Origin of the sequence: Pseudomonas sp. B21128, from assembly GCF_044218865.1 — a bacterium.
Taxonomy (GTDB): domain Bacteria; phylum Pseudomonadota; class Gammaproteobacteria; order Pseudomonadales; family Pseudomonadaceae; genus Aquipseudomonas; species Aquipseudomonas iridis.
The window spans coordinates 4,602,501-4,623,168 of record NZ_CP162590.1 but is presented as its reverse complement, the minus strand read 5'-3'; the positions used below and the strand labels follow the sequence as shown (position 1 = coordinate 4,623,168).

At 58.2% G+C, this 20,668-nt stretch carries 26 protein-coding genes, 3 pseudogenes and 1 riboswitch; of the genes and pseudogenes, 14 read left to right on the top strand and 15 right to left on the bottom strand.

Annotated features, from left to right (window positions below; genetic code table 11):
- Window positions 1-91 precede the first annotated feature (91 nt).
- Together AB4P91_RS20710 and AB4P91_RS20705 are read left to right on the top strand one after the other, a co-directional pair.
- A pseudogene (locus AB4P91_RS20710) lies at window positions 92-256 on the top strand (TetR/AcrR family transcriptional regulator); the annotation flags it as partial.
- 48 nt (window positions 257-304) lie between these two features.
- Window positions 305-421 (top strand): annotated as a pseudogene (locus tag AB4P91_RS20705) (zinc-binding dehydrogenase); the annotation flags it as partial.
- A gap of 18 nt (window positions 422-439) precedes the next feature.
- Here the strand turns inward: AB4P91_RS20705 and AB4P91_RS20700 are convergent.
- The 5 genes from AB4P91_RS20700 to AB4P91_RS20680 form a co-directional block, all read right to left on the bottom strand.
- Window positions 440-598 carry a DUF2986 domain-containing protein gene (locus tag AB4P91_RS20700; protein WP_115146881.1) on the bottom strand — a complete coding sequence of 53 codons (159 nt, stop codon included), beginning with the start codon at window positions 596-598 and terminating at the stop codon, window positions 440-442.
- A 233-nt stretch (window positions 599-831) separates the two neighbouring features.
- Complete coding sequence (locus AB4P91_RS20695; protein WP_395603557.1) at window positions 832-1,251, bottom strand: hypothetical protein; 420 nt, start codon at window positions 1,249-1,251, stop codon at window positions 832-834.
- Entirely contained in the window at window positions 1,248-1,733 is a 486-nt protein-coding gene (locus AB4P91_RS20690) for a GNAT family N-acetyltransferase (protein ID WP_395603556.1), read from the bottom strand. The genes AB4P91_RS20695 and AB4P91_RS20690 overlap by 4 nt, the downstream gene beginning before the upstream one ends.
- 192 nt (window positions 1,734-1,925) lie before the next feature.
- Window positions 1,926-2,498 (bottom strand): AAA family ATPase, encoded by a 573-nt coding sequence (locus AB4P91_RS20685; protein WP_395603555.1) that lies wholly within the window; start codon window positions 2,496-2,498, stop codon window positions 1,926-1,928.
- Between the two features lie 113 nt (window positions 2,499-2,611).
- Window positions 2,612-3,088 carry a hemerythrin domain-containing protein gene (locus tag AB4P91_RS20680; RefSeq protein WP_150595383.1) on the bottom strand — a complete coding sequence of 159 codons (477 nt, stop codon included), beginning with the start codon at window positions 3,086-3,088 and terminating at the stop codon, window positions 2,612-2,614.
- Window positions 3,089-3,387: 299 nt separating this feature from the next.
- On the opposite strand from AB4P91_RS20680, the gene AB4P91_RS20675 reads away from it, so the two are divergent.
- From AB4P91_RS20675 to AB4P91_RS20665, 3 genes are all read left to right on the top strand, one after another.
- Window positions 3,388-4,764 (top strand): cytochrome ubiquinol oxidase subunit I, encoded by a 1,377-nt coding sequence (locus tag AB4P91_RS20675; protein WP_395603554.1) that lies wholly within the window; start codon window positions 3,388-3,390, stop codon window positions 4,762-4,764.
- Window positions 4,765-4,776: 12 nt separating this feature from the next.
- Window positions 4,777-5,772, top strand: a complete 996-nt coding sequence (gene cydB / locus AB4P91_RS20670) for a cytochrome d ubiquinol oxidase subunit II (protein WP_395603553.1) — start codon at window positions 4,777-4,779, stop codon at window positions 5,770-5,772.
- Between the two features lie 105 nt (window positions 5,773-5,877).
- Window positions 5,878-7,104: a zinc-dependent alcohol dehydrogenase gene (locus AB4P91_RS20665; protein WP_150688583.1), complete on the top strand. Its 1,227-nt coding sequence runs from the start codon at window positions 5,878-5,880 to the stop codon at window positions 7,102-7,104.
- A 49-nt stretch (window positions 7,105-7,153) separates the two neighbouring features.
- On the opposite strand, the gene AB4P91_RS20660 is transcribed toward AB4P91_RS20665, so the two are convergent.
- Window positions 7,154-7,531, bottom strand: coding sequence for a low affinity iron permease family protein (locus AB4P91_RS20660; protein ID WP_150595379.1), 378 nt, complete (start codon window positions 7,529-7,531; stop codon window positions 7,154-7,156).
- 84 nt (window positions 7,532-7,615) lie between these two features.
- Here AB4P91_RS20660 and AB4P91_RS20655 point away from each other — a divergent pair, with 84 nt between their 5' ends.
- Window positions 7,616-8,053: a DNA methylase gene (locus AB4P91_RS20655; RefSeq protein WP_150595378.1), complete on the top strand. Its 438-nt coding sequence runs from the start codon at window positions 7,616-7,618 to the stop codon at window positions 8,051-8,053.
- On the opposite strand, the gene AB4P91_RS20650 is transcribed toward AB4P91_RS20655, so the two are convergent.
- The 5 genes from AB4P91_RS20650 to AB4P91_RS20630 form a co-directional block, all read right to left on the bottom strand.
- Window positions 8,050-8,265 carry a PLDc N-terminal domain-containing protein gene (locus tag AB4P91_RS20650; protein ID WP_042558859.1) on the bottom strand — a complete coding sequence of 72 codons (216 nt, stop codon included), beginning with the start codon at window positions 8,263-8,265 and terminating at the stop codon, window positions 8,050-8,052. The two genes, AB4P91_RS20655 and AB4P91_RS20650, sit on opposite strands and share 4 nt — an antisense overlap.
- A gap of 48 nt (window positions 8,266-8,313) precedes the next feature.
- Window positions 8,314-9,240, bottom strand: coding sequence for an ABC transporter substrate-binding protein (locus tag AB4P91_RS20645; protein ID WP_395603552.1), 927 nt, complete (start codon window positions 9,238-9,240; stop codon window positions 8,314-8,316).
- Window positions 9,237-9,596: a (2Fe-2S) ferredoxin domain-containing protein gene (locus AB4P91_RS20640; RefSeq protein ID WP_395603551.1), complete on the bottom strand. Its 360-nt coding sequence runs from the start codon at window positions 9,594-9,596 to the stop codon at window positions 9,237-9,239. The genes AB4P91_RS20645 and AB4P91_RS20640 overlap by 4 nt, the downstream gene beginning before the upstream one ends.
- Entirely contained in the window at window positions 9,596-11,533 is a 1,938-nt protein-coding gene (locus tag AB4P91_RS20635; protein WP_395603550.1) for a TonB-dependent receptor plug domain-containing protein, read from the bottom strand. The genes AB4P91_RS20640 and AB4P91_RS20635 overlap by 1 nt, the downstream gene beginning before the upstream one ends.
- A 93-nt stretch (window positions 11,534-11,626) precedes the next feature.
- Window positions 11,627-11,834: riboswitch (cobalamin riboswitch) on the bottom strand.
- A gap of 52 nt (window positions 11,835-11,886) precedes the next feature.
- A complete protein-coding gene (locus AB4P91_RS20630; protein ID WP_150596574.1) occupies window positions 11,887-12,777 on the bottom strand; it encodes a LysR family transcriptional regulator in 891 nt (296 codons plus the stop codon).
- Window positions 12,778-12,887: 110 nt separating this feature from the next.
- Between AB4P91_RS20630 and AB4P91_RS20625 the strand changes: the two genes are divergently transcribed.
- From AB4P91_RS20625 to AB4P91_RS20610, 4 genes and pseudogenes are all read left to right on the top strand, one after another.
- The gene (locus tag AB4P91_RS20625) at window positions 12,888-13,898 is read left to right on the top strand and encodes a zinc-binding alcohol dehydrogenase family protein (protein WP_395603549.1); all 1,011 of its coding nucleotides are present in this window, start codon (window positions 12,888-12,890) and stop codon (window positions 13,896-13,898) included.
- Between the two features lie 4 nt (window positions 13,899-13,902).
- Window positions 13,903-14,025 (top strand): annotated as a pseudogene (locus AB4P91_RS20620) (gluconolaconase); the annotation flags it as partial.
- Between the two features lie 29 nt (window positions 14,026-14,054).
- Window positions 14,055-14,363 (top strand): putative quinol monooxygenase, encoded by a 309-nt coding sequence (locus tag AB4P91_RS20615; protein ID WP_150596572.1) that lies wholly within the window; start codon window positions 14,055-14,057, stop codon window positions 14,361-14,363.
- A gap of 113 nt (window positions 14,364-14,476) precedes the next feature.
- The gene (locus AB4P91_RS20610; protein ID WP_150596571.1) at window positions 14,477-15,604 is read left to right on the top strand and encodes a saccharopine dehydrogenase family protein; all 1,128 of its coding nucleotides are present in this window, start codon (window positions 14,477-14,479) and stop codon (window positions 15,602-15,604) included.
- Window positions 15,605-15,611: 7 nt separating this feature from the next.
- On the opposite strand, the gene AB4P91_RS20605 is transcribed toward AB4P91_RS20610, so the two are convergent.
- Window positions 15,612-16,088, bottom strand: a complete 477-nt coding sequence (locus AB4P91_RS20605) for a thiol-disulfide oxidoreductase DCC family protein (protein ID WP_395603548.1) — start codon at window positions 16,086-16,088, stop codon at window positions 15,612-15,614.
- 114 nt (window positions 16,089-16,202) lie between these two features.
- Here AB4P91_RS20605 and AB4P91_RS20600 point away from each other — a divergent pair, with 114 nt between their 5' ends.
- The 3 genes from AB4P91_RS20600 (at window position 16,203) to AB4P91_RS20590 (ending at window position 17,895) form a co-directional block, all read left to right on the top strand.
- A complete protein-coding gene (locus AB4P91_RS20600) occupies window positions 16,203-16,505 on the top strand; it encodes a helix-turn-helix transcriptional regulator (protein ID WP_047300830.1) in 303 nt (100 codons plus the stop codon).
- A gap of 72 nt (window positions 16,506-16,577) precedes the next feature.
- The gene (locus AB4P91_RS20595; RefSeq protein WP_395603547.1) at window positions 16,578-17,552 is read left to right on the top strand and encodes a zinc-dependent alcohol dehydrogenase family protein; all 975 of its coding nucleotides are present in this window, start codon (window positions 16,578-16,580) and stop codon (window positions 17,550-17,552) included.
- 40 nt (window positions 17,553-17,592) lie between these two features.
- A complete protein-coding gene (locus tag AB4P91_RS20590) occupies window positions 17,593-17,895 on the top strand; it encodes an antibiotic biosynthesis monooxygenase family protein (RefSeq protein ID WP_395603546.1) in 303 nt (100 codons plus the stop codon).
- 84 nt (window positions 17,896-17,979) lie between these two features.
- Here the strand turns inward: AB4P91_RS20590 and msrA are convergent, their stop codons facing one another.
- The 3 genes from msrA to AB4P91_RS20575 are packed head-to-tail and all read right to left on the bottom strand — an operon-like array spanning window position 17,980 to window position 19,978.
- On the bottom strand, window positions 17,980-18,486 hold the full coding sequence (gene msrA, locus AB4P91_RS20585; protein WP_042558871.1) for a peptide-methionine (S)-S-oxide reductase MsrA: 507 nt from the start codon (window positions 18,484-18,486) through the stop codon (window positions 17,980-17,982).
- A 41-nt stretch (window positions 18,487-18,527) separates the two neighbouring features.
- Window positions 18,528-19,538: an alpha/beta hydrolase gene (locus AB4P91_RS20580; protein ID WP_395603545.1), complete on the bottom strand. Its 1,011-nt coding sequence runs from the start codon at window positions 19,536-19,538 to the stop codon at window positions 18,528-18,530.
- A complete protein-coding gene (locus AB4P91_RS20575; protein ID WP_150595365.1) occupies window positions 19,538-19,978 on the bottom strand; it encodes a TspO/MBR family protein in 441 nt (146 codons plus the stop codon). Before AB4P91_RS20575 ends, AB4P91_RS20580 begins: the two co-directional genes overlap by 1 nt.
- 184 nt (window positions 19,979-20,162) lie before the next feature.
- On the opposite strand from AB4P91_RS20575, the gene AB4P91_RS20570 reads away from it, so the two are divergent.
- On the top strand, window positions 20,163-20,396 hold the full coding sequence (locus AB4P91_RS20570) for a hypothetical protein (protein WP_395603544.1): 234 nt from the start codon (window positions 20,163-20,165) through the stop codon (window positions 20,394-20,396).
- Window positions 20,397-20,668 lie beyond the last annotated feature (272 nt).

The following is a 20,668-nucleotide window of genomic DNA, read 5'->3' as shown; positions in this document are numbered from 1 at the left end:
TTCTTTCAATACGCTTCTTGAAGGATGACTTTGCCTTTTGATCTACGAGCTGTTCATTACCACGTCGACGTCGCGCAGCTCGTGTGTAAGATCCAGGGATCATCGCGATGGGGCGCTCCACGGGTTGCACCCTGGCTGCGTTGTGCGGTGATGCGGCGCGTCAGTCGGGCGATTTGAAGTCGGCCTTCGCTGAAGGCATTGAGCGTACGTTGCAGACGCTCGGCGAAAATTCCCGACGGCGCCGTCGGCGCGCCCGCCAACATGAGCGCCGAAGAAGCGGCAACGCTGCCGATTGCCGCGCTCAAACGAACACAAGATCCGCCCGGTTATCGATCAGGTGTATCCGTTCGAGCAAGCCTGCCAAGCGTACGAGCATCTGGCGAAAGGGGCGTTCGGCAAGGTGGTGATCAAGATCGATTGAGGCCGTTGCGGCTAGGCCTCAGCTATCGGTAGAAACGACCGGCTCGGCAACAGTTTCCTCAGCCATCTTCAGCCGGTCAGCCTTGCTGATGTACTTTTCCTTTTTCGGGGCCAGCTTCGCGCTGGCCTTTTTGGCTTTTTCCCTGAACAACTGCTTCAGTTTTTTCTGGCGGTTCATGTTGATGACTCGGGTTGTCTGTTGAATATCGACGATCGAAGGGTTTCTCGCTCGCCTTGACCAGAGAGTCGCATAAGCAAGTGTCGCTGTCTCTGGCCCAAAAGGGCAGGCATCCTGACGCATGGCCGGGGTGCAGGCAACACCAATTCCTTACCTCACAATAAAGTCCCGAACAGCCTTTGTCGGTGCCCGCGCCTCCTCCATCAACTGTGGCATCCGCGCAGCGATCAACGTTAGTGTCTCGAGCAGTCAGCCGGTGTGGTGCCAATCTGGATCATGCCGGCGTAAACGGTGGGGTAAATGTCATTACCCCATGATTTCGGCCCCCCGTAAGCCACCAGATCGTAGATCCTGCTTTCGCCGAGCAACTGACCGTTACGGTTATCGTATAAGCGGAAAAACGCCGGGCTCTCCCAACGGATGAACCAGGACAGATCTTGCGGATCGTGCGGGTGGAACTGAGGATGAAAGGAGGTTGGCAACACCCAATAAGGCCTGAATGCCTGGACCCGGACGCAACCATCGGGGCTGATGTCAGCGTCGCCGTAAGGAGTCGCCAACGCTGTTTCCCACCACTGAGACGCCGCCCACAGTCCCATGTAAAACACCCCTAAACCGAGGACGATCATGATGTGTCGGCGTTGCCTGCTCATGCCAGACGCATGCCCATTTCAACTGCGCGATCCTCGAAACCGAGCTCCGCATACATGCGTGCCGCACGTTCATTGAACGGCCAGACTGTCAGGCGCAAATCCTGTGCGTCATGTTCAATCGCCCAATCCCTGACGAGTTGCATCAGCGCCCGACCAATGCCTTTGCCGGAGAACCGCTCGGCGACACATATCGAGCCGATGCGCACAACCTTTTGCGGCTGCATAAGCGGTGGAGAACTGGCCGACAGGCTGGCCGTAATGAATGCGGCGGGCTGATCGCCGACGTGCGCAATAAACACCACCTGATCCGCCTTCTCGAAAATGCCCGACCAATGTGGCAGGTCGCGGGAGAAGTCTTCGGTGGCGGCAGCGTAAATATCGGGACGGGCAGCGTGGTGTACGGCGTTGAGCAATTGGCCCAACTCGCACATGGTCAGTGCGTCTTCAGCCGTTGCGATGCGGTAGGTGATGGTGTCGTCCATGAAGGTTAACGCTCCTTAAGTGTGTTGCACGGCTTGAGCTTGCGCGAGGATGTGGTGATTGTCCAAATGGCTTAATTGAATGCCACAGCGGGCGCTGATTCTGGAGACTCGCTCGTCATTTGTGCCAGACATTTTTTGAGTCGTGCCGCCTCTCTGGGCAGGCGCCCCGAAAAAGCATCCCACCCGCATTGTTCAAATGCATGGGTTTTTCGACGAGCCCTCAATGCTGTGACCAAGAGATTTGCGTGCAGGCTTGTTCAGACCCGCCACAAACACTGAAATCTGCCGCGTCCCACTCAGGTGAATAACCGGGATCTGCGGTGCTATCGCCATTCGTCTGGCCTCACTGGCTGGGCGATTGACTCTGTCAAAGTGCCAGACATATTTCAGAAAGCCCAGAAAGGCTTTATCCAGACGTTCGGTACATCCTGCCGGGAGATCCGGGCGTGGCCGGTTCAGTGCGCTGCGCGTGATGACCCGTCGCAGGCAGGTCAGTCGCGGGGTTTCGAGCCAGATAATCAGGTCTGCACGGGGCAGGCGCAGATCGAAGGTGCGTTGGGAGTAATTGCCGTCACTGACCCATGCATCACCGGCGATGGCTTGTCGTACCCGCTCACGGAAAGCTTCGTCATCCGGCTCGACCCAGCCAGGCTCCCAGAACAGCGGATCAAGGTGAACCACGGGCACGTCCAGACGCTGGCCGATTTCCCGGGCCAAGGTGGACTTTCCACTGCCGGCGTTTCCCAGAATGACGATGCGTTGCATATGCAAATCCCTTGCGGCAAAAGTCGGCAATTCTAAGCCCCCAAAACCTGGGGCAGGCCATCGACCGCAAAAAAAGCCCGGCAGTACGCCGGGCTCTGGATTGCTTCAGCGCATTACGCAGCCATATTGCCGGCCGCCATGTCTTTCTTGTAGCTGGCCTTCATGGCCTCCATTTGCGCGCCCAGTTCATCAAGCTTCGCTTTACCCAACAGCTTTTTCGCCTGAGGGAACATTTCTGTCTCTTCCTCTTCGATGTGGTGCTCCAGCAACTCCTTGACCACTTTCACCCGACCGGCAAATTCCGGCGTGCCCGGATCGGTCATTTTCAGATCCGGCAGCACCAGCGAGTCCACCGTGCGGTGCTCTTCCTTGGCTTCGAAGTACATGATGTCCTGTTCCTTGCCGCCCGCTTCCTTGAACGCGGGGTAGAGGATTTCTTCTTCCAGACGCGTGTGGATCGAGATTTCCATTTCCAGCTTGGCGAGCAACTCGGTGCGTTTTTTCAGCGCGCGTTCGGTGGATTCGCTCAGCTGGGTGAGGATGGCTTTTACTTTTTCATGGTCGGCTTTGAGAAGGTCGATGGCGTTCATGGTGGTTGCCTCTGCTATCACGGGTTGTACACAGGCCGTTGTGCCACGGCGCTATAGGATTCGCCTGTAGCTATCGCATTTGCTGTGCCAACTTGCAGCGCGACCCTGAACTGCGCTGGATCAAGGGTTTGCGCCGCATGCGGCAAAAAGCCTTCGTGCAAGCTGCATGAACAGCGTCCGGCAGGCATTGCAGATCGCTGCCTGCGCTGAATTTGCAGGTTGGCGGTGATGTCGAACCTCCATCAGGCGATAACTTAAGGACGGCGACATGCCCATGAGACTGCAAACCGGATACGTTCATGGAAAACGTTGAGTCAGCCCTCATGGCGGCGCGAATGCAGTTCGCGATCACCATCAGTTTCCACATCGTGCTGGCGGCGTTGAGCATCGGCCTGGCCAATTTTCTGATGATTCTCGAAGCGCTGTGGCTGAAAACCGGGCGCAAGGTTTATCTGGATGTCTACCGCTACTGGCTCAAGGTGTTTGCCCTGAATGTGGCAGTCGGCGTGGCGTCGGGGCTGATTCTGGAATATCAGTTCGGACTCAATTGGTCACGACTGGCGGTGCAGGCGGGGGATATTCTCGGTCCGCTGATGTTCTACGAGATACTCGCGGCGTTTTTTCTGGAAGCCGGTTTTCTCGGGATCATGCTGTTCGGTCTGAAGAAGGTCGGACCGCGTCTGCATTTCCTGGCCACGTGCGCTGTGGCCGTGGGCTCGTTGATCAGCGCGTTCTGGATTCTTTCGGCCAACTCGTGGATGCAGACACCCGCCGGTTACTCGATTGCAGCAGACGGTCGTTTTATCGCCGAAGACTGGTGGGCGATCATCTTCAACCCGTCGTTTCCCTATCGGTTGATCCATATGACGCTGGCCGCGTTGCTCGGCACCGCAGCCGTGGTGGCGGGCGCCAGTGCGTGGCAACTGTTGAAGGCGCCAGGCAATCCACGCGCACGCCTGGCGTTTTCCATGGCGCTGTGGGCGATTGTCGTACTGATCCCGGTGCAGGTTGTGGTCGGCGATCTGCATGGTCAGAACAGCCTGAAGTTTCAGCCGCAGAAAGTGGCGGCTATCGAAGGCTCCTGGACTCGCCCCGCGACAGGCGCGGGCGAACCGTTGCGGCTGTTGGCCTGGCCCGATATGAACGAGCGTCGTAACCGTTGGGAAGTGGCGATTCCGCGCGTTGGCTCCCTGTACCTGACGCATGATTTGAGCGGGACAATCGCTGCGCTGGATGAGTTTGCGCCACAGGATATTGCGCCAGTGACGCCGGTGTTTTTTGCCTTTCGCGCCATGGTCGGTCTGGGGTTGTTGATGTTGGGGCAGGGCGTCATCAGCCTTGTCCTGCGCCGCCGACAACGCCTCTACACCGCGCGCTGGTGGTTATGGACAAGCCTGCTGATGGCGCCGGCAGGTTTGTTGGCGATGCTCAGTGGCTGGATTGTCACCGAGGTCGGTCGGCAACCGTTCACGGTCTACGGGCTGATGCGCACGGCTGACAGTCTGTCGTCCGTGTCGCGGGCGCAGGTGCTCGGATCGACCTGGTTGATTCTGCTGTTTTATCTGCTGATCTTCGGCATCGGCCTGTGGGTGCTGCTACGCACCCTGCGCGAGCCACCCCACGAAGACGAGCCCGGGCCACAGCCGACCCTGGCCGATGAAACCGGGCATTCCTGAGGATCTGAAGGCATGGACACCGATTGGATCACGCTGCTCTGCGCTGCCGCTCTGGCGTTTTCAGTGATGAACTATGTACTGCTCGACGGCACCGACCTGGGCGTCGGCATGCTGATGGGGCTGACGACTTCCAGCCAGGATCGCCGCGCCATGGCAGTAACCATTCTGCCGATCTGGGACGCCAACGAGACATGGCTGGTGCTCGGTGGCGGCGGGCTGCTGGCATTGTTTCCATTGGCGTATGCCGTGCTTTTGCCGGCGCTGTATCTGCCTTTTATTGTGATGTTTCTGGCATTCATTCTACGGGCGGTCGCTCTTGAGTTTCGCGACTATGCGCCCAGCGAAACCGCCAAGCGATGGGTCGACGGCATGATGCTTGGCGGCTCACTGTGCACCGGCGCGATACAAGGCATCATTCTGGGGACACTGGTACAAGGCGTGCCGCACAAGGGCGGGCAATACGCCGGTGACGGCGGCGAGTGGCTGACGCCATTCCCGTTGTTTTGCGGGGGAGTGCTGGTGCTGGGTTATGCGTGGCTGGGCACGTGCTGGCTGTATTGGCGCACCGTCGATGAACTGCAATGGCGCTCGGCTCGTCAGGCGAAGTGGCTGGCGCTGGTGACCGTAACGTTGTTGCTGATTCTGGTTGGCTGGACGTCTACGTTGCAGGGGCAATATCTACAGCGCCTGTCGGATGTCCGCGTGTGGCTGACGTCGGCCGTGTTGCTCGGCACCTTGCTGGTCGTTTTTCACCTGGGCTTTCGCAGTCGTTTTCATGGCTTGCCGCTGTTCGCTGCGCTGGGTGTATTTATTCTGGCTTTTGCCCTGATGCTGATCGCTTTGTACCCGCTGATCGTGCCACCGGACCTGACTCTGCAAGCCGCTACGTCCAGCCCGAAGAGTCAGGTCTTCATGCTGGTCGGCTTCGCCGTGTTGATCCCCGTGACACTGATTTACAACACCTATGGCTTCAAGGTCTTCAGCGGCAAGGTTCGCATTGGCGAATGATTCCACTTATCCGAATAAGCAAAAATGCAATGAACTCGTAGCGGCTTTCATCCTTCCGAAAATGAAGCAGCAATCCTTTCATCAGAAAGTACGAGGACACCCACCATGCGAGCAATGACTTACCACGGCGCACATGATGTCAGAGTCGAAACCGTGCCGGACCCGATCATCGAAGCGCCCGACGACATTATCCTGCGCGTCACGGCCACGGCCATTTGCGGCTCGGATCTGCACCTGTATCGCGGCAAGATTCCCACCGTTGAGCATGGCGATATCTTCGGCCATGAGTTCATGGGGATTGTCGAAGAGACGGGCTCTGCGGTAACGGCCGTGCAACGCGGCGATCGCGTGGTGATTCCGTTCGTGATCGCCTGCGGTGATTGTTTCTTCTGCCAACTGGAACAGTACGCCGCGTGTGAAACCACCAACTCGGGTCCGGGCGGGGCGTTGAACAAAAAGGTCATTCCACCGCCGGCCGCACTGTTCGGTTACAGCCGTCTGTACGGCGGCATTCCCGGTGGCCAGGCGGAACTGGTGAGAGTTCCAAAGGCCAATACCGGGCCGTTCAAGGTACCGGGGACTTTATCGGATGAGAAAGTGTTGTTTCTCTCCGATATCCTGCCGACGGCCTGGCAAGCGGTGATCAATGCCGGTATCGGCCAAGGGTCGAGCATTGCAATTTTTGGCGCCGGCCCTGTCGGTCTGCTCAGCGCGGCATGCGCCAGAATGCTCGGTGCCGAACGTATTTTCATGGTCGATCACCATGCTTATCGACTCGAATACGCGCAAAGCACTTACGGGGTGATCCCGATCAACTTCGATGACGACGATGACCCGGCAGACACCATCATTCGTCAGACGCCGGGCAATCGCGGCGTGGACGCGGTAGTCGATGCAGTGGGTTTCGAAGCCAAGGGCAGCACCACGGAAACCATCATGGCCACGCTCAAGCTTGAAGGCGGCAGTGGCAAAGCGCTGCGCCAGTGTATTGCGGCAGTACGCCGCGGTGGCGTTGTGAGTGTGCCGGGAGTGTATTCCGGGCCGATTCACGGTTTCCTGTTTGGCGATGCATTCGACAAAGGCCTGACATTCAAAATGGGCCAGACTCATGTCCAGCGTTTCCTGCCTGAACTGCTCGGGCATATCGAGACCGGACGCTTGCAGCCGGAGGCGATCATCACCCATCGGATGTCGCTGGAGCAGGCCGCCGAGGGCTACAAGATCTTCGACAAGAAAGAGGAAAGCTGCCGCAAGGTCATTCTCACGCCGGGCGGCAGCGATGTGCCGTTGGCGGAGACGATCGAGACGCCTGCATTAGTGCCGGCGACCTGAGTCATTGTTCATGGGCAGTGGAGTGCGCAGGCACTCCACGGTCTGACGCTCAGTCCACTTTCGACTCGACGTCGATCTCATCGGCTTCCCCGAGCGATCTGTAGTGCTTGCGCAATTTACGCAGTTCCCGAGTGCCCATTTTGTCCAGCCCCAGCGCCGCGTTTTGCGCGTCTTTGGTGGCGCGTATCAGCTCGTCGATCTTCAGATGCAAAATATCGTTGTCGCGGTTTTGCGTGTTCTGGATCAGGAACACCATCAGAAACGTGATGATCGTGGTCGAGGTGTTGATGATCAGTTGCCAGGTGTCGTTGTAGTGGAAGAACGGCCCGGTAAGCGCCCAGATGATGATCAGGACAATGGCGGCGATAAAAGTTTTGGAGCTGCCGGCCCAATTGGAGAGGGCCTGGCAGAAAGACGCGAATTTCATGTTTGTACAAGCTCTTGAGGAAGGTAAGGCATAGACCTCAGCAGTCCTTTGAAATTCTTTTTTACAAATTAGTAAGGCGGATTTATGGGTAAAACCATCACGGCAGAGGATCTGGAGATCAGCTTTGGCGACGCGTCAGATGAGGTGGCGCTGTTCAAATGGTTGATCGCCAGTTTCCTGATGGGCAAACGCATACAGGCTGACATTGCTGCGCAAGCCTATCGGGTGATCGTCGACAGACATCAGCGCGATACACCGCGAAAGCTAGCCCACTGCAGCCACAGAGAATTAGTGAGAATGCTTGGCGAAGCGCATTACGTGAGGTACGACGAGACCACCGCCACGCGACTTCTGGCGTTGGCTCACAAGCTCAATAATGAATACGCGGGGAAAGTCGGCAATATCGTGGCCGAAGGTGCCGACCGCCAAGCGTTCGAGAAACGCCTGGCGGAATTTGACGGGATCGGTCCGAAAACCGTCGAGATTTTCATGCGTGAAGCAGGGCCGGTACTTTTTGGTTAACGGCCAGGACGCGCGGCGGTGCTCGGGCTGATGTGCTTAGGGCCGGCGATTGCCCAGGCGATGAGCCCGAACAGCGGCACAAACACGATCAATACAATCCAGACGCCCTTGTTGTTCGATTTCCCCTCACTCTTGCGCACCCGATTGATGGCCCACAGTTCTATCAGTAGAAGAACTGCCGCCAGTACGATCCACACGGTTTCGATATGCATTGGCTACCTCCTGATGGTCTCTCTTAGGTGGCGTGTGTTGCGCCGGGTTCATTTATTTTTCTGCAGTGTCTTGAGTTGCTGCGCCAGGTGAAGTGCGACACGGCCGCTGCCCACCGTCGGCAGCAGGTGAGTGAAGGGGATGTCGATCAGGCGATGCTCACGCACGGCGCGCAAGCGCGATAACACCGGATCATTGTGCAGCAGCTGACGTTTGCGCCAGGCCGGCGACCACTCGGCATCGGCCAGCAAGATGACGTCGGGATCGCTGATCAGCAGGGTTTCGCGATCTATCGTCACGCGGTGCTGGTTGATGTCGGCGAACAGATTGCGCGCCCCGGCAGCCGCGAGCAGGGTGGTCACGAAGCCTAGTCCGCCCTCTGAATCCAGACCGTTGACCTCGCTGTCCAGATAGAACACCGACAGCGGCTTTTCGTTGCCGATCAGTGCGCGGGCGCGGGCCAGATCGGCGTCCAGGGCGGCGCTCAGTTGCTGGGCTTTTTGCTGTTTGTGCAGCAGCGCACCGAGGGTCAGCAGGTCATTACGCACATGCCCGAAATAATCCAGCGAATGCCCCGCGCAGGCCGACTCCAATAAATAGGAAGCGACGGCGTTGCGCGCCAGACCCGCGCGTGAAGTGACGCCGTCGCCGAACGCCGTAGCAAAGCCGCCGACCACCAGATCCGGTTTCTGCGCGTACAGCACTTCGCTGGACGGGTAGCGCGGCGCGATCACCGGAACCCCTGCGTACTCGGTGTTTCGATCCCCGGCATGGGTGTCGTCCGGATAGGCGACGCCAACCAGACTCGGCCCTGCATCCAGGGCGATCAGCAGATCAGCCGCGTGTTGATTGAGTGCGACGATGCGCGATGGCGGCAATTGTGCAGCGCTCCAGGTTTCGCCGCAGTTTCGATAATTGTCAGCGAGCGCCGGTGCTGTGCAAAGCAGGGCCGTCAGGCATAACCCAAGTGTTCTCATGAACGCTCCTTGATCAGCAGATCCTCGACCACCTCACCACCGACCAGATGCACCTCGACCAGCCGTTGCACGTCGGCGTCGCTGTGTACGCCATACCAGCAGGTGTCGGGATACACCGTCAGAATCGGCCCCAGGTTGCACGGAAACTGACAATGCGTGCGCGTCAGTAAAACGCCGCACGGGGTTTCGATGCGGTCGTGCGCCAGCAGGTGCCGGCGCAGGGTTTTCCATAACTGCAAGGCGCCGCGCTGGGTGCAGCGCGGGCCGGTGCAGAGGAACACGTGGCGCGCATGTTCGGGAACGTGCGACCAGTCCGGGTGCGTGTCGATGCCGTCGACTGCTTTGATTTCAGCCATCAGAAGCGGTACGTGTAGCGTACTTCTGAGGTGAACGGTCGTCCGAGGTTGTCGACGTTGCTGGCACGGCTGGTGACGTAATCGCGGTCGAACAGGTTCTCTACCAGCAGGCTGACGCGATGTTGACGGGCATTGTCGAGGTAGCGATAAGCGTCGGCATCGATCACTGAATAGCGACCGTACTCGACCTGTTTCGAGCTGGTCACATCGCGGATATAGCGGATCGCGCCGCCGGCACCCCACAGGCGGTTTTCCGACTCGAAGCCAATGCGCGAACGGGCGAAGAAGCTCGGGATGTCATTGATGGTCACGCCGCTGCGCGATTCGGTGAGGTTGCGGGTCATGTCCGCTTGCAGGCTCCATTGCGCGTTGAGGGCCAGTTTCGCGTCAGCCTCGAAACCGCGCATACGTACCTGGCCCTCGCCGTTGACCCAGTGGCTATCGTCGAGGGTGATCAGGTCGTCGATCTTGCGTTTGAACACGGTGACGCTGGCACTGAACGCGCGATCGAGCAGCAGGCCCTTGTAGTCGAGGCCCAGTTCGGCGTTGCGGCTTTTTTCCGGTTTGAGGTTGCGGTTGCCGATCTCGTCGCCCGGTTCGTTGACGAACAATTGTTCGGCGTTCGGCAGTTTGTAGGCGCTGCCGTACTGACCGCGCACGGCCCAGTTGTCGTTGAGATCGTAGAGCGAAGTGAGCATGGCGACCGTGGCGCTGTCGCCGCCGCCCATGGCTTCGTGACGAACGCCGACGCTCGGGTGCCAGTCGGGCAGGGCGTCGATCTGCGGACGCAACTGGGTGTAGATCGCGTGGGCTTCGGCCTTGTCGTTGTCGATGATCAGCACATCGTCCTGGCCTTTGAACCATTGGTTGTCGGTGCCGAACACCAGCACATGACCGCCGGACGATTCAGCCTTGCCTTCGGCCTGTATGCCCCAATCGGTAAAGCCCCAATAGTCGTTGTGGTTGATGGCTTTGGTGGCGCCGCCCTCGACATTATTGATGCGCGTGTAGCGGGTGTCCCAATCGTTGATATGGCCTTTGACGAAGTAGCTCAGACGTTCATTGAGGTTTTGCTCGAAGGTCGCCGTAGCGATCTGTTGCACGCGGTCGTTGGTGGTTTTGTGGTTATCGACCGGGCGGGCGAAATCGAGGTTGGCGTCCGCATATTGGTAGAACAACTCCAGCCGCGAGTCGTCGCCAAACGACTGAATCGCCTTGCCACCGAATGTGGTGACTTCATAAGCACGGTTTTTCTCGGTGACGTTTTTCATGTCGCGGTTGCGAAACGGCTGGTAACCGTCGGAGACGTTGTGGCTGACATAGGCCAGCAAGCCCAGATCGCCGAAACCGTTGCTGAAGATGTTCTCGACCCGGGCATCGCCGGTGGTGCCGCCGAAAGTGTCGAGGCCCATGTTCACCTCGCCCGAGGCCTTTCGACTCTGCGGCGAACGGGTGACGATGTTGATTACTCCTGACACCGCTTGCGTGCCGAACAACAGACTCTGCCCACCCTTGAGCACTTCGATGCGTTCGATGGCGTTGGCCGGCAAGGTGTCCAGGTACAAACCGCCGTACAAGCGGTTGTTCAGGCGTGCACCGTCGAGCAGGACCAGCGTATCGTCATTGCGTCCGCCTGACAGGGAATAAGTGCCGTAGTCGAACGGGCCGTTTTTCGGGGCGACATAGAGGCCGGGAATGAACATCTGCATGACGCGACTGACATCCGCCCCGGGGCCGGCGCGCTCGATCTGTTCGCGGCTGACGATGTCCACTTTGCTGCCGTAATGCGCCATGTCGGCGACGGTCGTGGACTCCACCGAGGGTGCCGAAACGATTTGCTGATTGAGTTCCAGAGTCGCGTCGTCGGCCAGCAGCAGCGGACTGAACAGGCAACCGAATAACAGGGAGGGAGCAGAGGAGTTGAAAGGTCGAATCATTGTCTTCTCGAAAAGGATCTTCGCAGAAGAGCATGCAGGAGAAGGCATCGCGCACACGCCGACACCGGCCCATGCCCGCCCACCGCAGGATTTTGCCAAACAGACATTTCGGGCCGGTCTCCGGGCTCGCGCGTATCGATGCTTTCACCTTCCCATGGCCGTCTGGCCACAGTGGTGTGTCGAAAGCATCACGCGCATACCGTTGCGGGGGCAGCACCGGACTTGTTCAAAAAAGAACGTACCGGTTTCCCGTTTCACCCCATGCACGGCGGCATGGGACACCTGAAACTGGGCGGCATCTGAACACTCGAATGACCGTTCGTCAACGCCGCGGCCATTATCGGACGCTCAGTTCAGCCCGGCTGCAGGGCGGCAAACTGGTTGCTCAACCACGCATGCAGTTGCGATACCGCGGGGGAGATTTGTTTGCGATGCGGGCACACCAGACTCAATGGCGAGGCCTCTCCGGGGAAGTCCGGCAGCAGCACAAGCAGGCGTCCTGCGCTCACGTCAGCGCTGACATCCAGCCAGGATTTGTTGGCGATACCTTCACCGGCCAGTGCCCAGCGCCGAACCACATCGGCGTCGTCGCTGAACAGCGGGCCAGAGACTTGAATCGTTTTACCGGCCAGGCACCATTTATCGAATACCCGACCATTCTGCAGGTAGAGCAGGCATGGATGATTCAGCAAGTCCTCCGGCGTTTTTGGCTGCCCGTGGCGTTGCACGTAGTCCTTCGATGCGACCAGCACCCGGTTATTCCAAGGCGCGAGTGGCAGAGCCACGTAGTTGGCGTCTTCGTTGGTACCGTACCGAATGGCGACGTCGACCGGGTCGCGAAACAGGTCGGCCATCTGGTCCGACAGGGCAAAGCGCAGGGTCAGTTCCGGATGCTGACGACGGAACATCGTTAACCACGGCAGCAGAATATTGCGCCCCAGATCAGACGGCGCAGTGACTTGCAGCACGCCGCGCAGCGTGGCGTTTTCACCCCGCAGGTTGTCCTCGCCTTGTTTCAGGGTTTCGAGCACGGCGTGGGCGGTGGGCAGGTATTGCTCACCTTCGGCAGTCAAACGCAGGCTGCGGGTGGTTCGCGCGAACAGGCGCACATCCAGTTCGCGCTCCAGACGTTTGATGGCGGCGGCGACCTGCCCTGGCAACAAGTCGGCCTCCAGCGCCGCGGCGGTAAAGCTGCCCAGCGCTGCGCTGCGGGTGAACAGGGCGAGATCATCGATGCGGATCATTTTCTCTCCTGCAGTGAAAGTGTTGGCGCATTCTGCAGGTTTTTCTTTCTCCGTGGGAAGTCGAAGATGGTGGCAAGTGAATGCTTCAACCCTTCAGACAGCGAGTCCCCATGAAAGCCATCACCTTTGTACAACACGCCCTGCCCATTGAAGATGCGCAATCCTTGCAAGACATCGAGATAACTGCGCCAGTGCCCGGTCCGCGTGACCTGCTCGTCGAGGTACGGGCTGTTTCAGTCAACCCGGTCGACACCAAGGTGCGCGCCGGTACTTTCACCAAAGAACCGAAAATTCTCGGTTGGGATGCGGCCGGCATCGTTCGCGAAGTCGGTTCGCAAGTGACGCTGTTTCAACCGGGCGACGAAGTGTTTTACGCCGGCTCGATTATTCGCAGCGGTAGCTACAGCGAATTGCATTTGGTCGATGAGCGAATTGTCGGGCACAAGCCACGTTCGTTGAGTGCTGCCGAGGCGGCGGCACTGCCGTTAACGTCGATCACGGCGTGGGAATTGTTGTTCGACCGTCTCGGTGTCGCCGAGGCCAGCGGGGAGGGCAAATGCCTGTTGATTACCGGCGCGGCGGGTGGCGTCGGTTCGATGCTGGTGCAACTGGCTCGGCAGTTGACCCGACTCACGGTGATTGGCACCGCTTCGCGCCCGGAGACCGCAGGTTGGGTGAAGCAGTTGGGCGCCCATCACGTCATCGATCACAGCCAGCCGCTGCTCGCTCAGTTGCAGGCCCTCGGGATTGCCGAGGTCGATTACGTCGCCAGCCTGACCCACACCGAACAGCACTTTCTACAGCTGATCGAAGTGCTGCGACCGCAGGGTCGTCTAGCGGTGATTGATGATCCCGAGAGCCTTGATGTCATGCCGCTCAAGCGCAAGTCGTTGTCGCTGCATTGGGAGTTGATGTTCACCCGCTCATTGTACGAAACGGCGGACATGATCGAACAACATCACTTGCTTAACCGGGTCTCCGACCTGATTGATCTGGGCGTTTTGCAGACCACCGTCGGCGAGCACTTCGGCGCGATCAACGCAGCAAACATGCGCCGGGCTCATGCACGGGTCGAGAGTGGCAAGGCTCGGGGCAAGATCGTGCTCGAAGGCTTCTGTTGACTGTCTGTATTTCATCGCCAACCCGTTGCACCGCCAGGCGGTGTTTCGCGGCGGGCAGGATCAACAACAGAAACCCTGCAGCCTGCTGCGTCTGAAAATCGACGCGGCGCCTGCGCCTACCCGGTAATACCTGTTTTATCTTCCGGAGAACTGATGATGAATGCGTCCACAGAAGTGTTGGTTTCGATTGCCGTCCTCAAGGCCAAAAAGGGTCAGGAACGGGCCTTGAAAGAAGGGCTTCTGGCACTGGTCGAGCCGACCCGGGCAGAGCCAGGCAATCTCGATTATGTGTTGTTTGAACTGCGCGATGAGCGCGGCACGTTTTACATGCGCGAGGCGTTCAAGGATCAAGCGGCACTGGATGCGCACTTCGCCATGCCGTATTTCCAGCGCTTTGCTGCTACGGCGGATGACCTGCTTGAAGAGCCCTTGCAACTGATCTTTCTTGAACAGGTATCGAGCTGACGGCATCGCACAATGGTTGAGTGGCTTGCGAGTGCCCGGGTCTATATTCTTCACGGCTGTTTATGTGCGTCGAATAGTGGCTGAGAACAGCCTTTCAGTTAGGGAAGAATTGAATGCCGTTCAGGGTGATGGTGGTCGGTGGCTACGGTAATTTCGGTAGCATCGTTTGCGGGCATTTGGCGGTCATGCCGGGTGTAGAACTGCTGCTCTCGGGACGCGACCCGCACAAGTTGCAGCGCAAGGTTGATGAGCTGAACAGCCAGTCGGCTGCTGTCGCCCAAGGTTGGTGCGGCGATGCCATGGGCCCCGCGTTCAGCGCCGCTTTGCGCTCGCTGGATATCCAGTTGGTCATCCACACCGGCGGGCCGTTTCAGGGGCAATCCTATGCGGTCGCCGAGAATTGCATCGCTGCTCAAGTGAATTACTGCGACCTGGCGGACTGCCGAACCTTCGTCAACGGCGTAAGTATTCTCGACGCACGGGCGAAAGCGGCGGGCGTGGCGATCCTCAGTGGTTGCAGTTCGGTGCCGACGCTTTCGTCAGCGATCATCGATCAGCAGCGTCACCGATTCTCGCGTATCGATTCGATCGAATACGGCGTATCTGCTTCGGCGAAAATGCCCGGTCTGTCGACAATCGAAGGTGTGCTGGCCTACGCCGGCAAGCCGATCAAACAACTGAAAAACGGCAAGGTGCATGAAGTGTCGGGTTGGCAGAATCTGACCTTGCGCAAAATACCGCAACTGGGCAGCCGTTTACTGGCGAATGTTGACGTACCGGACATGGATATCTTCGCCGGACGCTATGGTGCGCACACGCTCAGCTTCAAGGCAGGTGCCGGGCTGAAACTCGCCGGTATTGCCAACGCATTGTTAGCGCAGGCAGTAAAAATCGGGCTGGTTCGCGACCATCTCCCTTGGGCCGCCAGACTGTATCGGCTGGGCTGTCGATTCGAGCGTTTTGGCGATGGCAAAAGTGCGATGTACATCGACGTTCAGGGCGCAGGCGTTGAAGGGCAACCGCTGACCATGACCGCGCAACTGACCGCTCTTAACGACAAAGGCCCGGAAATTCCCAGCTGCGCCGCCGTCGCACTGGCCGCGAAAATGGTCGGAGGTTATGTGCCGCAACCAGGTGCCCGGCCCTGCGTCGGCGAAATCAGCGTTGCTGAATACCTGATTGCGATCAACGATCCGGCCAACTTGACCCTGTCCGTGCAGTTTTCTGACGAGCAGTTCTGACCACGCTTTATCGGTGTGATTGTGCTGAAGATGGCGCAGGCATTTTCAGAAATCGCTGCTCGTGATCAGGATTGGGCAGCAGGCAGCTGTCGTACTTGCCGAACAGCCGATAGCGATTCAACGCGATGCGGTCATATGCCCAGTCCCGCAGCCCACGCGGGAAAACGCGCAGCAAGCGCAAGGGCTGCCAGCGGCCGGGCAACTGACCGACGACTTCAAAAAAGGCATCTGATCGCGCCCAGTAATGTCGGTCGCGAATGACTGCCATGGTGTCGAACTGGTCCACTGGCAACCCCGCCCATGCCAGCAGCGCCTGTCCCTCGGGTGACTGCACTGCCGCCAGTCGCACGCGCCGTTGATGATCATGCCGAATCAAAAAACGCGCCCAGCCATTGCATAGCTTGCACACACCGTCGAACAGCACCACGGTTTCGCCGGGTTTGAGCATTGGCGCGGGGGTAGGGCGGGTCTGCGCGGTTGGCATGAGCGTGAGTCCATCGGAATCGGTTGCTGCGGATCATATCGCAATGCTCGCGGCCAACTGAAAACTACTGGATTCTCGCATTGACATATCGAAAAATGTCGATATCCTCGCGGCATGGACTTACTCGAAATATTCAAAGCACTTTCAAACCAGACCCGACTTGAAATCCTCAAGGGTTTGAAAGACCCCGAAAAGAACTTCCCACCGCAGGATGAAGGTGACGTTCATACGGTGGGCGTTTGTGTGAGCAGTATCCAGGAAGGTGTCGGGCTGTCGCAGTCGACGGTGTCTTCTTATCTCGCAACGCTGCAACGCGTGGGTCTGGTTGAAGTCAGGCGTATCGGTCAATGGACCTACTACAAGCGCAATGAAGCAACCATCAGCGTCCTTGCCGAGATCATCGGGAAGGACCTGTAGTTTTCAGCTGTTTTTTTACCTAAAGATATCGAGAAATCTCGATATCCCTTTTTATCGAAATGAGGGTATACGATGAAAGCTCTGATACTTAAATCATTTGGCGGCCCGCAAGCATTCGAACTTTGCGACGTGCCCAAGCCCGTGCCTCAGGCGGGACAGGTTCTGGTCCGGGTTCACGCGACTTCGATCAACCCGTTGGATTTCCAGGTTCGACGCGGCGATTATCCCGACCTGGTACAACTGCCGGCCATAACCGGACATGACGTATCGGGCGTCGTCGAAGCGGTGGGGCCGGGCGTGACAACCTTCGTTCCCGGAGACGAGGTCTGGTACACCCCGCAGATATTTGACGGTCCAGGCAGTTACGCCGAGTACCACGTTGCCGCCGAAAGCATTGTCGGCAAGAAGCCTGCCGCGCTCAGCCATCTGGAGGCCGCCAGCCTGACGTTGGTGGGCGGGACGGCGTGGGAAGCATTGGTCGTACGTGCGGCGCTCAGAGTAGGCGAAACCATTCTGATACACGGTGGTGCCGGGGGCGTCGGGCATGTCGCTATTCAACTGGCAAAAGCCATTGGCGCCAAGGTGTTCACGACCGTGCGGGAAGCGAACAGTGAGTTCGCACGCCGTATGGGGGCCGATGTGGTCATCGATTACGAAAAGGAGGATTACGTCGACGCCGTCCTGCGGGAAACCGCTGGGCGCGGAGTCGATGTGGTGTTCGACACCATTGGCGGCAACACGTTGTCACGCAGCCCCGACGCGCTCGCTCAACTGGGTCGCGTAGTTTCGATTGTCGACATTGCAATGCCACAAAATCTTGTCCAGGCCTGGGGCAAGAACGCCAGTTATCACTTCGTTTTCACCCGACAAAACCGCGGCAAGCTTGATGAACTGAGCGCGTTGATCGAGCGCGGTCAACTGCGCCCGCACGTAGGGGCCGTCTATTCACTTGCCGACATCCCACTCGCGCATGCCCGGTTGGAGAGTCCCAACAATGGTATTCAGGGAAAAATCGCGATTGCCATCGAAGACAGCCTCATTGGCTGAGTGCACTTTCAACCGTTGAAACTCAATTTGGAGACACGTCATGATTTATGAAATCGCTTTGCTTCCCGTCCATAAAGAACAAATAGAGCCGTTCCGCCATGCGTTCGCCGAGGTCGCGCCTTTACTCACTCGGGCAAAGGGTTACCGCGGTCACACACTCGCGCAGGGGATCGAAAGTCCTGAGGTCTTCAACTTGATCGTGCAATGGCAGACACTCGAGGATCACACGCCGGGTTTTGAAGCGAGTGATGACCATCAGAGGTTCATGCTGGGTTTGCAGGATTACTTTTCGCAAGAACCGACGGTCTACCACATTGAGGGGCCGGAGTTTGCTAAAGGCTGACGGGAAACGCCGAACAGCCCCCGGTACTTATTAAAGAAAGGTATCGGGGGCTGATGTCGGAGAGCTGCGAACTTGTTTTGGCTATCAGTTGCGCTTGGGCAACTTCCAGTTCGGCCGAATAAAGTGGCAGGTGTAGCCGTTTGGAATCCGCTCCAGATAATCCTGGTGCTCAGGCTCTGCTTCCCAGAAGGGACCGGCCGGTTCGATTTCGGTGACCACGCGGCCCGGCCACAACTTTGAGGCGTCAACGTCAGCAGCAGTGTCTTCGGCAACATCGCGTTGCTCTTCGCTAAGGTAGTAGATCGCCGAGCGATAGCTGGGGCCCAGGTCATTGCCCTGGCGATTGGGTGTGCTCGGATCGTGTATCTGGAAGAAGAACTCGAGGATCTGCCGGTAACTGATCACGGCTGGATCGAACACGATTTCGATCGCTTCGGCATGGTTGCCATGGTTGCGATAAGTCGCATTGGGCACATCGCCGCCCGTATAGCCGACCCGCGTCTGCAAGACACCGGGGTAGCGCCGCAGCAGGTCCTGCATCCCCCAGAAGCACCCGCCGGCGAGGATGGCAGTTTCGGTTTGGCTGGTCATGTTCTGTCCTTCCCCTCGGGAAATGATGTGAGTAGTCATTGTTATGAGGGCGTGTTGCCGGATTCCAAGGCTGAAGCGTTCATTTGCCCGTCGACCCGAGCGCAAATCCATTCACGGCTGTAGGTCAATACGCTTTCAGCAATAGCCGTTGGAAAGTGAATGAAACCGTGGGGCGAGGAGGGCAGCAGGTGCATTTCGACAGGCGCCGATTGCTTCCAGCGCTCGGCGATGTCGAGGGTGTCGTCACGTAACGGATCCAGTTCGCCGGCAAACATCAGCGCAGGCGGGAAATCACTGAAGTCTCCATAGAGCGGTGACAACGGAGGCTGTCGGCGTTCCTCGTCACTCAGGTCTGGCGTGAGCATGCGCAACGCGTCAACTATACCGGGACCGTCCAGCACCAGCGTCTGCGGCGGCGCGGTGCGGACGCTCGGCGTGCCGGTCAAATCGTAGACGCCGTAATACAGCAGTGCACCGCTTACCCGTTGCAGCAAATCGGGCGATGGCTTAAGCCCCAATAAAGTAGCTGCCGCCAGATGCCCCCCTGCCGATTCGCCAACGACAATGACCGGCAGATTGGCAAACTCCTTGTCAGTCAGTAGCCATTGAGCCGCCGCCAGGCAGTCTTGCATCACCTCCTTTATAGGAGTCGATACCGCCAGCCGGTAATCCACCGAGACGACAGTCACATCGCACGTATTAACGATGGCGACATTGAAGTTGTCATTCATCTGTGCGTTGCCGATCACCCAGCCGCCACCGTGATAATCCAGCACAACGCCTTTCGCTCGACCTTTGGGCCGAATGATCCGCACGCCCACCGGGACGCCGCCGCTATCAATCACCCGGTTTTCAGCCGTGAGGCCATGCTTGAGCAATTTTGTCGCGCCACCGATCTGACTGGCGCGCAGCAGCGTTTGAATGATCCTCGGCAGCACGCGATTGCGAATTTTAAAGCGCGGCAACCAGGCGAGTTTTCTGTTGAAGGCGCGCACTTGCCCCAATTCACGCTCGCCCTCCGGCCACGGCGCCTTTCGGGTGAATGTGTTCATCAGCGGTTCTTGATCAGAATGGAGAAATTCAACGCCGCGGCAACGCATAGCCAGGCCAGATAAGGAAACAGGATTAAACCAGTGACCAGATCAAGCTGCACGGCCAGCACCACCATTGTCGCAACCACTAGCCAGAGCAACGTCAGGATCACCATGGCGGCGAGAACTTGATGTGCGCCGAAGAACACCGGAGTCCACAGTGTATTCAGGGCTATCTGCGCGGCCCACAAAGCCAGCACCGTCTGACTCCCGGGAATAAGGCTCAAGCGGTAACCCGCCCAGGCCAGCAACACATAGATGACTGTCCAGGCCACCGGAAACGCCCAGTTGGGTGGCGTGAAGCCGGGTTTGGCCAGTGAGTCATACCACTCGCCCGGTTTGAACATGACGCCAGTGGTCGCGGCGGCCGCGCAGGCCAGAAGGAAGATAAAGAAGGTCATCGCCAGTCCTTAACTGTGATCAGCTGTTTGGGAGTGTAAGAAAAGGACGCCCGGTGGAGCGAAAAGTTTGCATTGAGTGAAGGCATTTATCCGTTGATGCACGAGGCGAAATGCAGTTTGAACTAAATTCTGACCAACGAGTCAGGATAATCAGTTGCTTCTTCCTACAACCCTGGATGAAATCATGCACACCTATCTTCTGGAATACCTGTTCAACGGCCAGCCTCGTACTCACACCTTCGAGCTCAAGGCGCCTCAATTGGGCGATCACGAGGCGGCCATGCATCTGCTGGAACTGCATCTGGGCGATGCCGAGAACGGCCTGATCATGCCCACCGCAGACTCGACGCCGCAGGAAATTCTGCAGCAGGCCGAGCGGGTGGGGATCACACACATTCAGGTGATCGCTAAGCACTGACGCAAATCCCTATAGAAACTGAGGAGCGCTGCGATCTGTCGATGCTGATCCTCGGATACATCGATCATTGGCAGCGCAACCCTGGGTTCGAACATCACTACGGTCATGTTCAAAAGCGCCGCTGATGCCATTACGATGATGGAGCAGATCCACGGTTGCTGCAGGCGGGGCTGCAACCGGTTGATTTCTGTCTGGAAAAGAATTTTTCAAGGGGGGTTGACCATAAGTTTCAGTCCTGTATTATTCACCTCCCGCCAGACAGCAGATTGCTT

Coding starts and splice junctions, on each gene's coding strand:
- AB4P91_RS20700 (WP_115146881.1), bottom strand. CDS start 598: ATGAACCGCCAGAAAAAACTGAAGCAGTTGTTCAGGGAAAAAGCCAAA.
- AB4P91_RS20695 (WP_395603557.1), bottom strand. CDS start 1,251: ATGAGCAGGCAACGCCGACACATCATGATCGTCCTCGGTTTAGGGGTG.
- AB4P91_RS20690 (WP_395603556.1), bottom strand. CDS start 1,733: ATGGACGACACCATCACCTACCGCATCGCAACGGCTGAAGACGCACTG.
- AB4P91_RS20685 (WP_395603555.1), bottom strand. CDS start 2,498: ATGCAACGCATCGTCATTCTGGGAAACGCCGGCAGTGGAAAGTCCACC.
- AB4P91_RS20680 (WP_150595383.1), bottom strand. CDS start 3,088: ATGAACGCCATCGACCTTCTCAAAGCCGACCATGAAAAAGTAAAAGCC.
- AB4P91_RS20675 (WP_395603554.1), top strand. CDS start 3,388: ATGGAAAACGTTGAGTCAGCCCTCATGGCGGCGCGAATGCAGTTCGCG.
- cydB (WP_395603553.1), top strand. CDS start 4,777: ATGGACACCGATTGGATCACGCTGCTCTGCGCTGCCGCTCTGGCGTTT.
- AB4P91_RS20665 (WP_150688583.1), top strand. CDS start 5,878: ATGCGAGCAATGACTTACCACGGCGCACATGATGTCAGAGTCGAAACC.
- AB4P91_RS20660 (WP_150595379.1), bottom strand. CDS start 7,531: ATGAAATTCGCGTCTTTCTGCCAGGCCCTCTCCAATTGGGCCGGCAGC.
- AB4P91_RS20655 (WP_150595378.1), top strand. CDS start 7,616: ATGGGTAAAACCATCACGGCAGAGGATCTGGAGATCAGCTTTGGCGAC.
- AB4P91_RS20650 (WP_042558859.1), bottom strand. CDS start 8,265: ATGCATATCGAAACCGTGTGGATCGTACTGGCGGCAGTTCTTCTACTG.
- AB4P91_RS20645 (WP_395603552.1), bottom strand. CDS start 9,240: ATGAGAACACTTGGGTTATGCCTGACGGCCCTGCTTTGCACAGCACCG.
- AB4P91_RS20640 (WP_395603551.1), bottom strand. CDS start 9,596: ATGGCTGAAATCAAAGCAGTCGACGGCATCGACACGCACCCGGACTGG.
- AB4P91_RS20635 (WP_395603550.1), bottom strand. CDS start 11,533: ATGATTCGACCTTTCAACTCCTCTGCTCCCTCCCTGTTATTCGGTTGC.
- AB4P91_RS20630 (WP_150596574.1), bottom strand. CDS start 12,777: ATGATCCGCATCGATGATCTCGCCCTGTTCACCCGCAGCGCAGCGCTG.
- AB4P91_RS20625 (WP_395603549.1), top strand. CDS start 12,888: ATGAAAGCCATCACCTTTGTACAACACGCCCTGCCCATTGAAGATGCG.
- AB4P91_RS20615 (WP_150596572.1), top strand. CDS start 14,055: ATGAATGCGTCCACAGAAGTGTTGGTTTCGATTGCCGTCCTCAAGGCC.
- AB4P91_RS20610 (WP_150596571.1), top strand. CDS start 14,477: ATGCCGTTCAGGGTGATGGTGGTCGGTGGCTACGGTAATTTCGGTAGC.
- AB4P91_RS20605 (WP_395603548.1), bottom strand. CDS start 16,088: ATGCCAACCGCGCAGACCCGCCCTACCCCCGCGCCAATGCTCAAACCC.
- AB4P91_RS20600 (WP_047300830.1), top strand. CDS start 16,203: ATGGACTTACTCGAAATATTCAAAGCACTTTCAAACCAGACCCGACTT.
- AB4P91_RS20595 (WP_395603547.1), top strand. CDS start 16,578: ATGAAAGCTCTGATACTTAAATCATTTGGCGGCCCGCAAGCATTCGAA.
- AB4P91_RS20590 (WP_395603546.1), top strand. CDS start 17,593: ATGATTTATGAAATCGCTTTGCTTCCCGTCCATAAAGAACAAATAGAG.
- msrA (WP_042558871.1), bottom strand. CDS start 18,486: ATGACCAGCCAAACCGAAACTGCCATCCTCGCCGGCGGGTGCTTCTGG.
- AB4P91_RS20580 (WP_395603545.1), bottom strand. CDS start 19,538: ATGAACACATTCACCCGAAAGGCGCCGTGGCCGGAGGGCGAGCGTGAA.
- AB4P91_RS20575 (WP_150595365.1), bottom strand. CDS start 19,978: ATGACCTTCTTTATCTTCCTTCTGGCCTGCGCGGCCGCCGCGACCACT.
- AB4P91_RS20570 (WP_395603544.1), top strand. CDS start 20,163: ATGCACACCTATCTTCTGGAATACCTGTTCAACGGCCAGCCTCGTACT.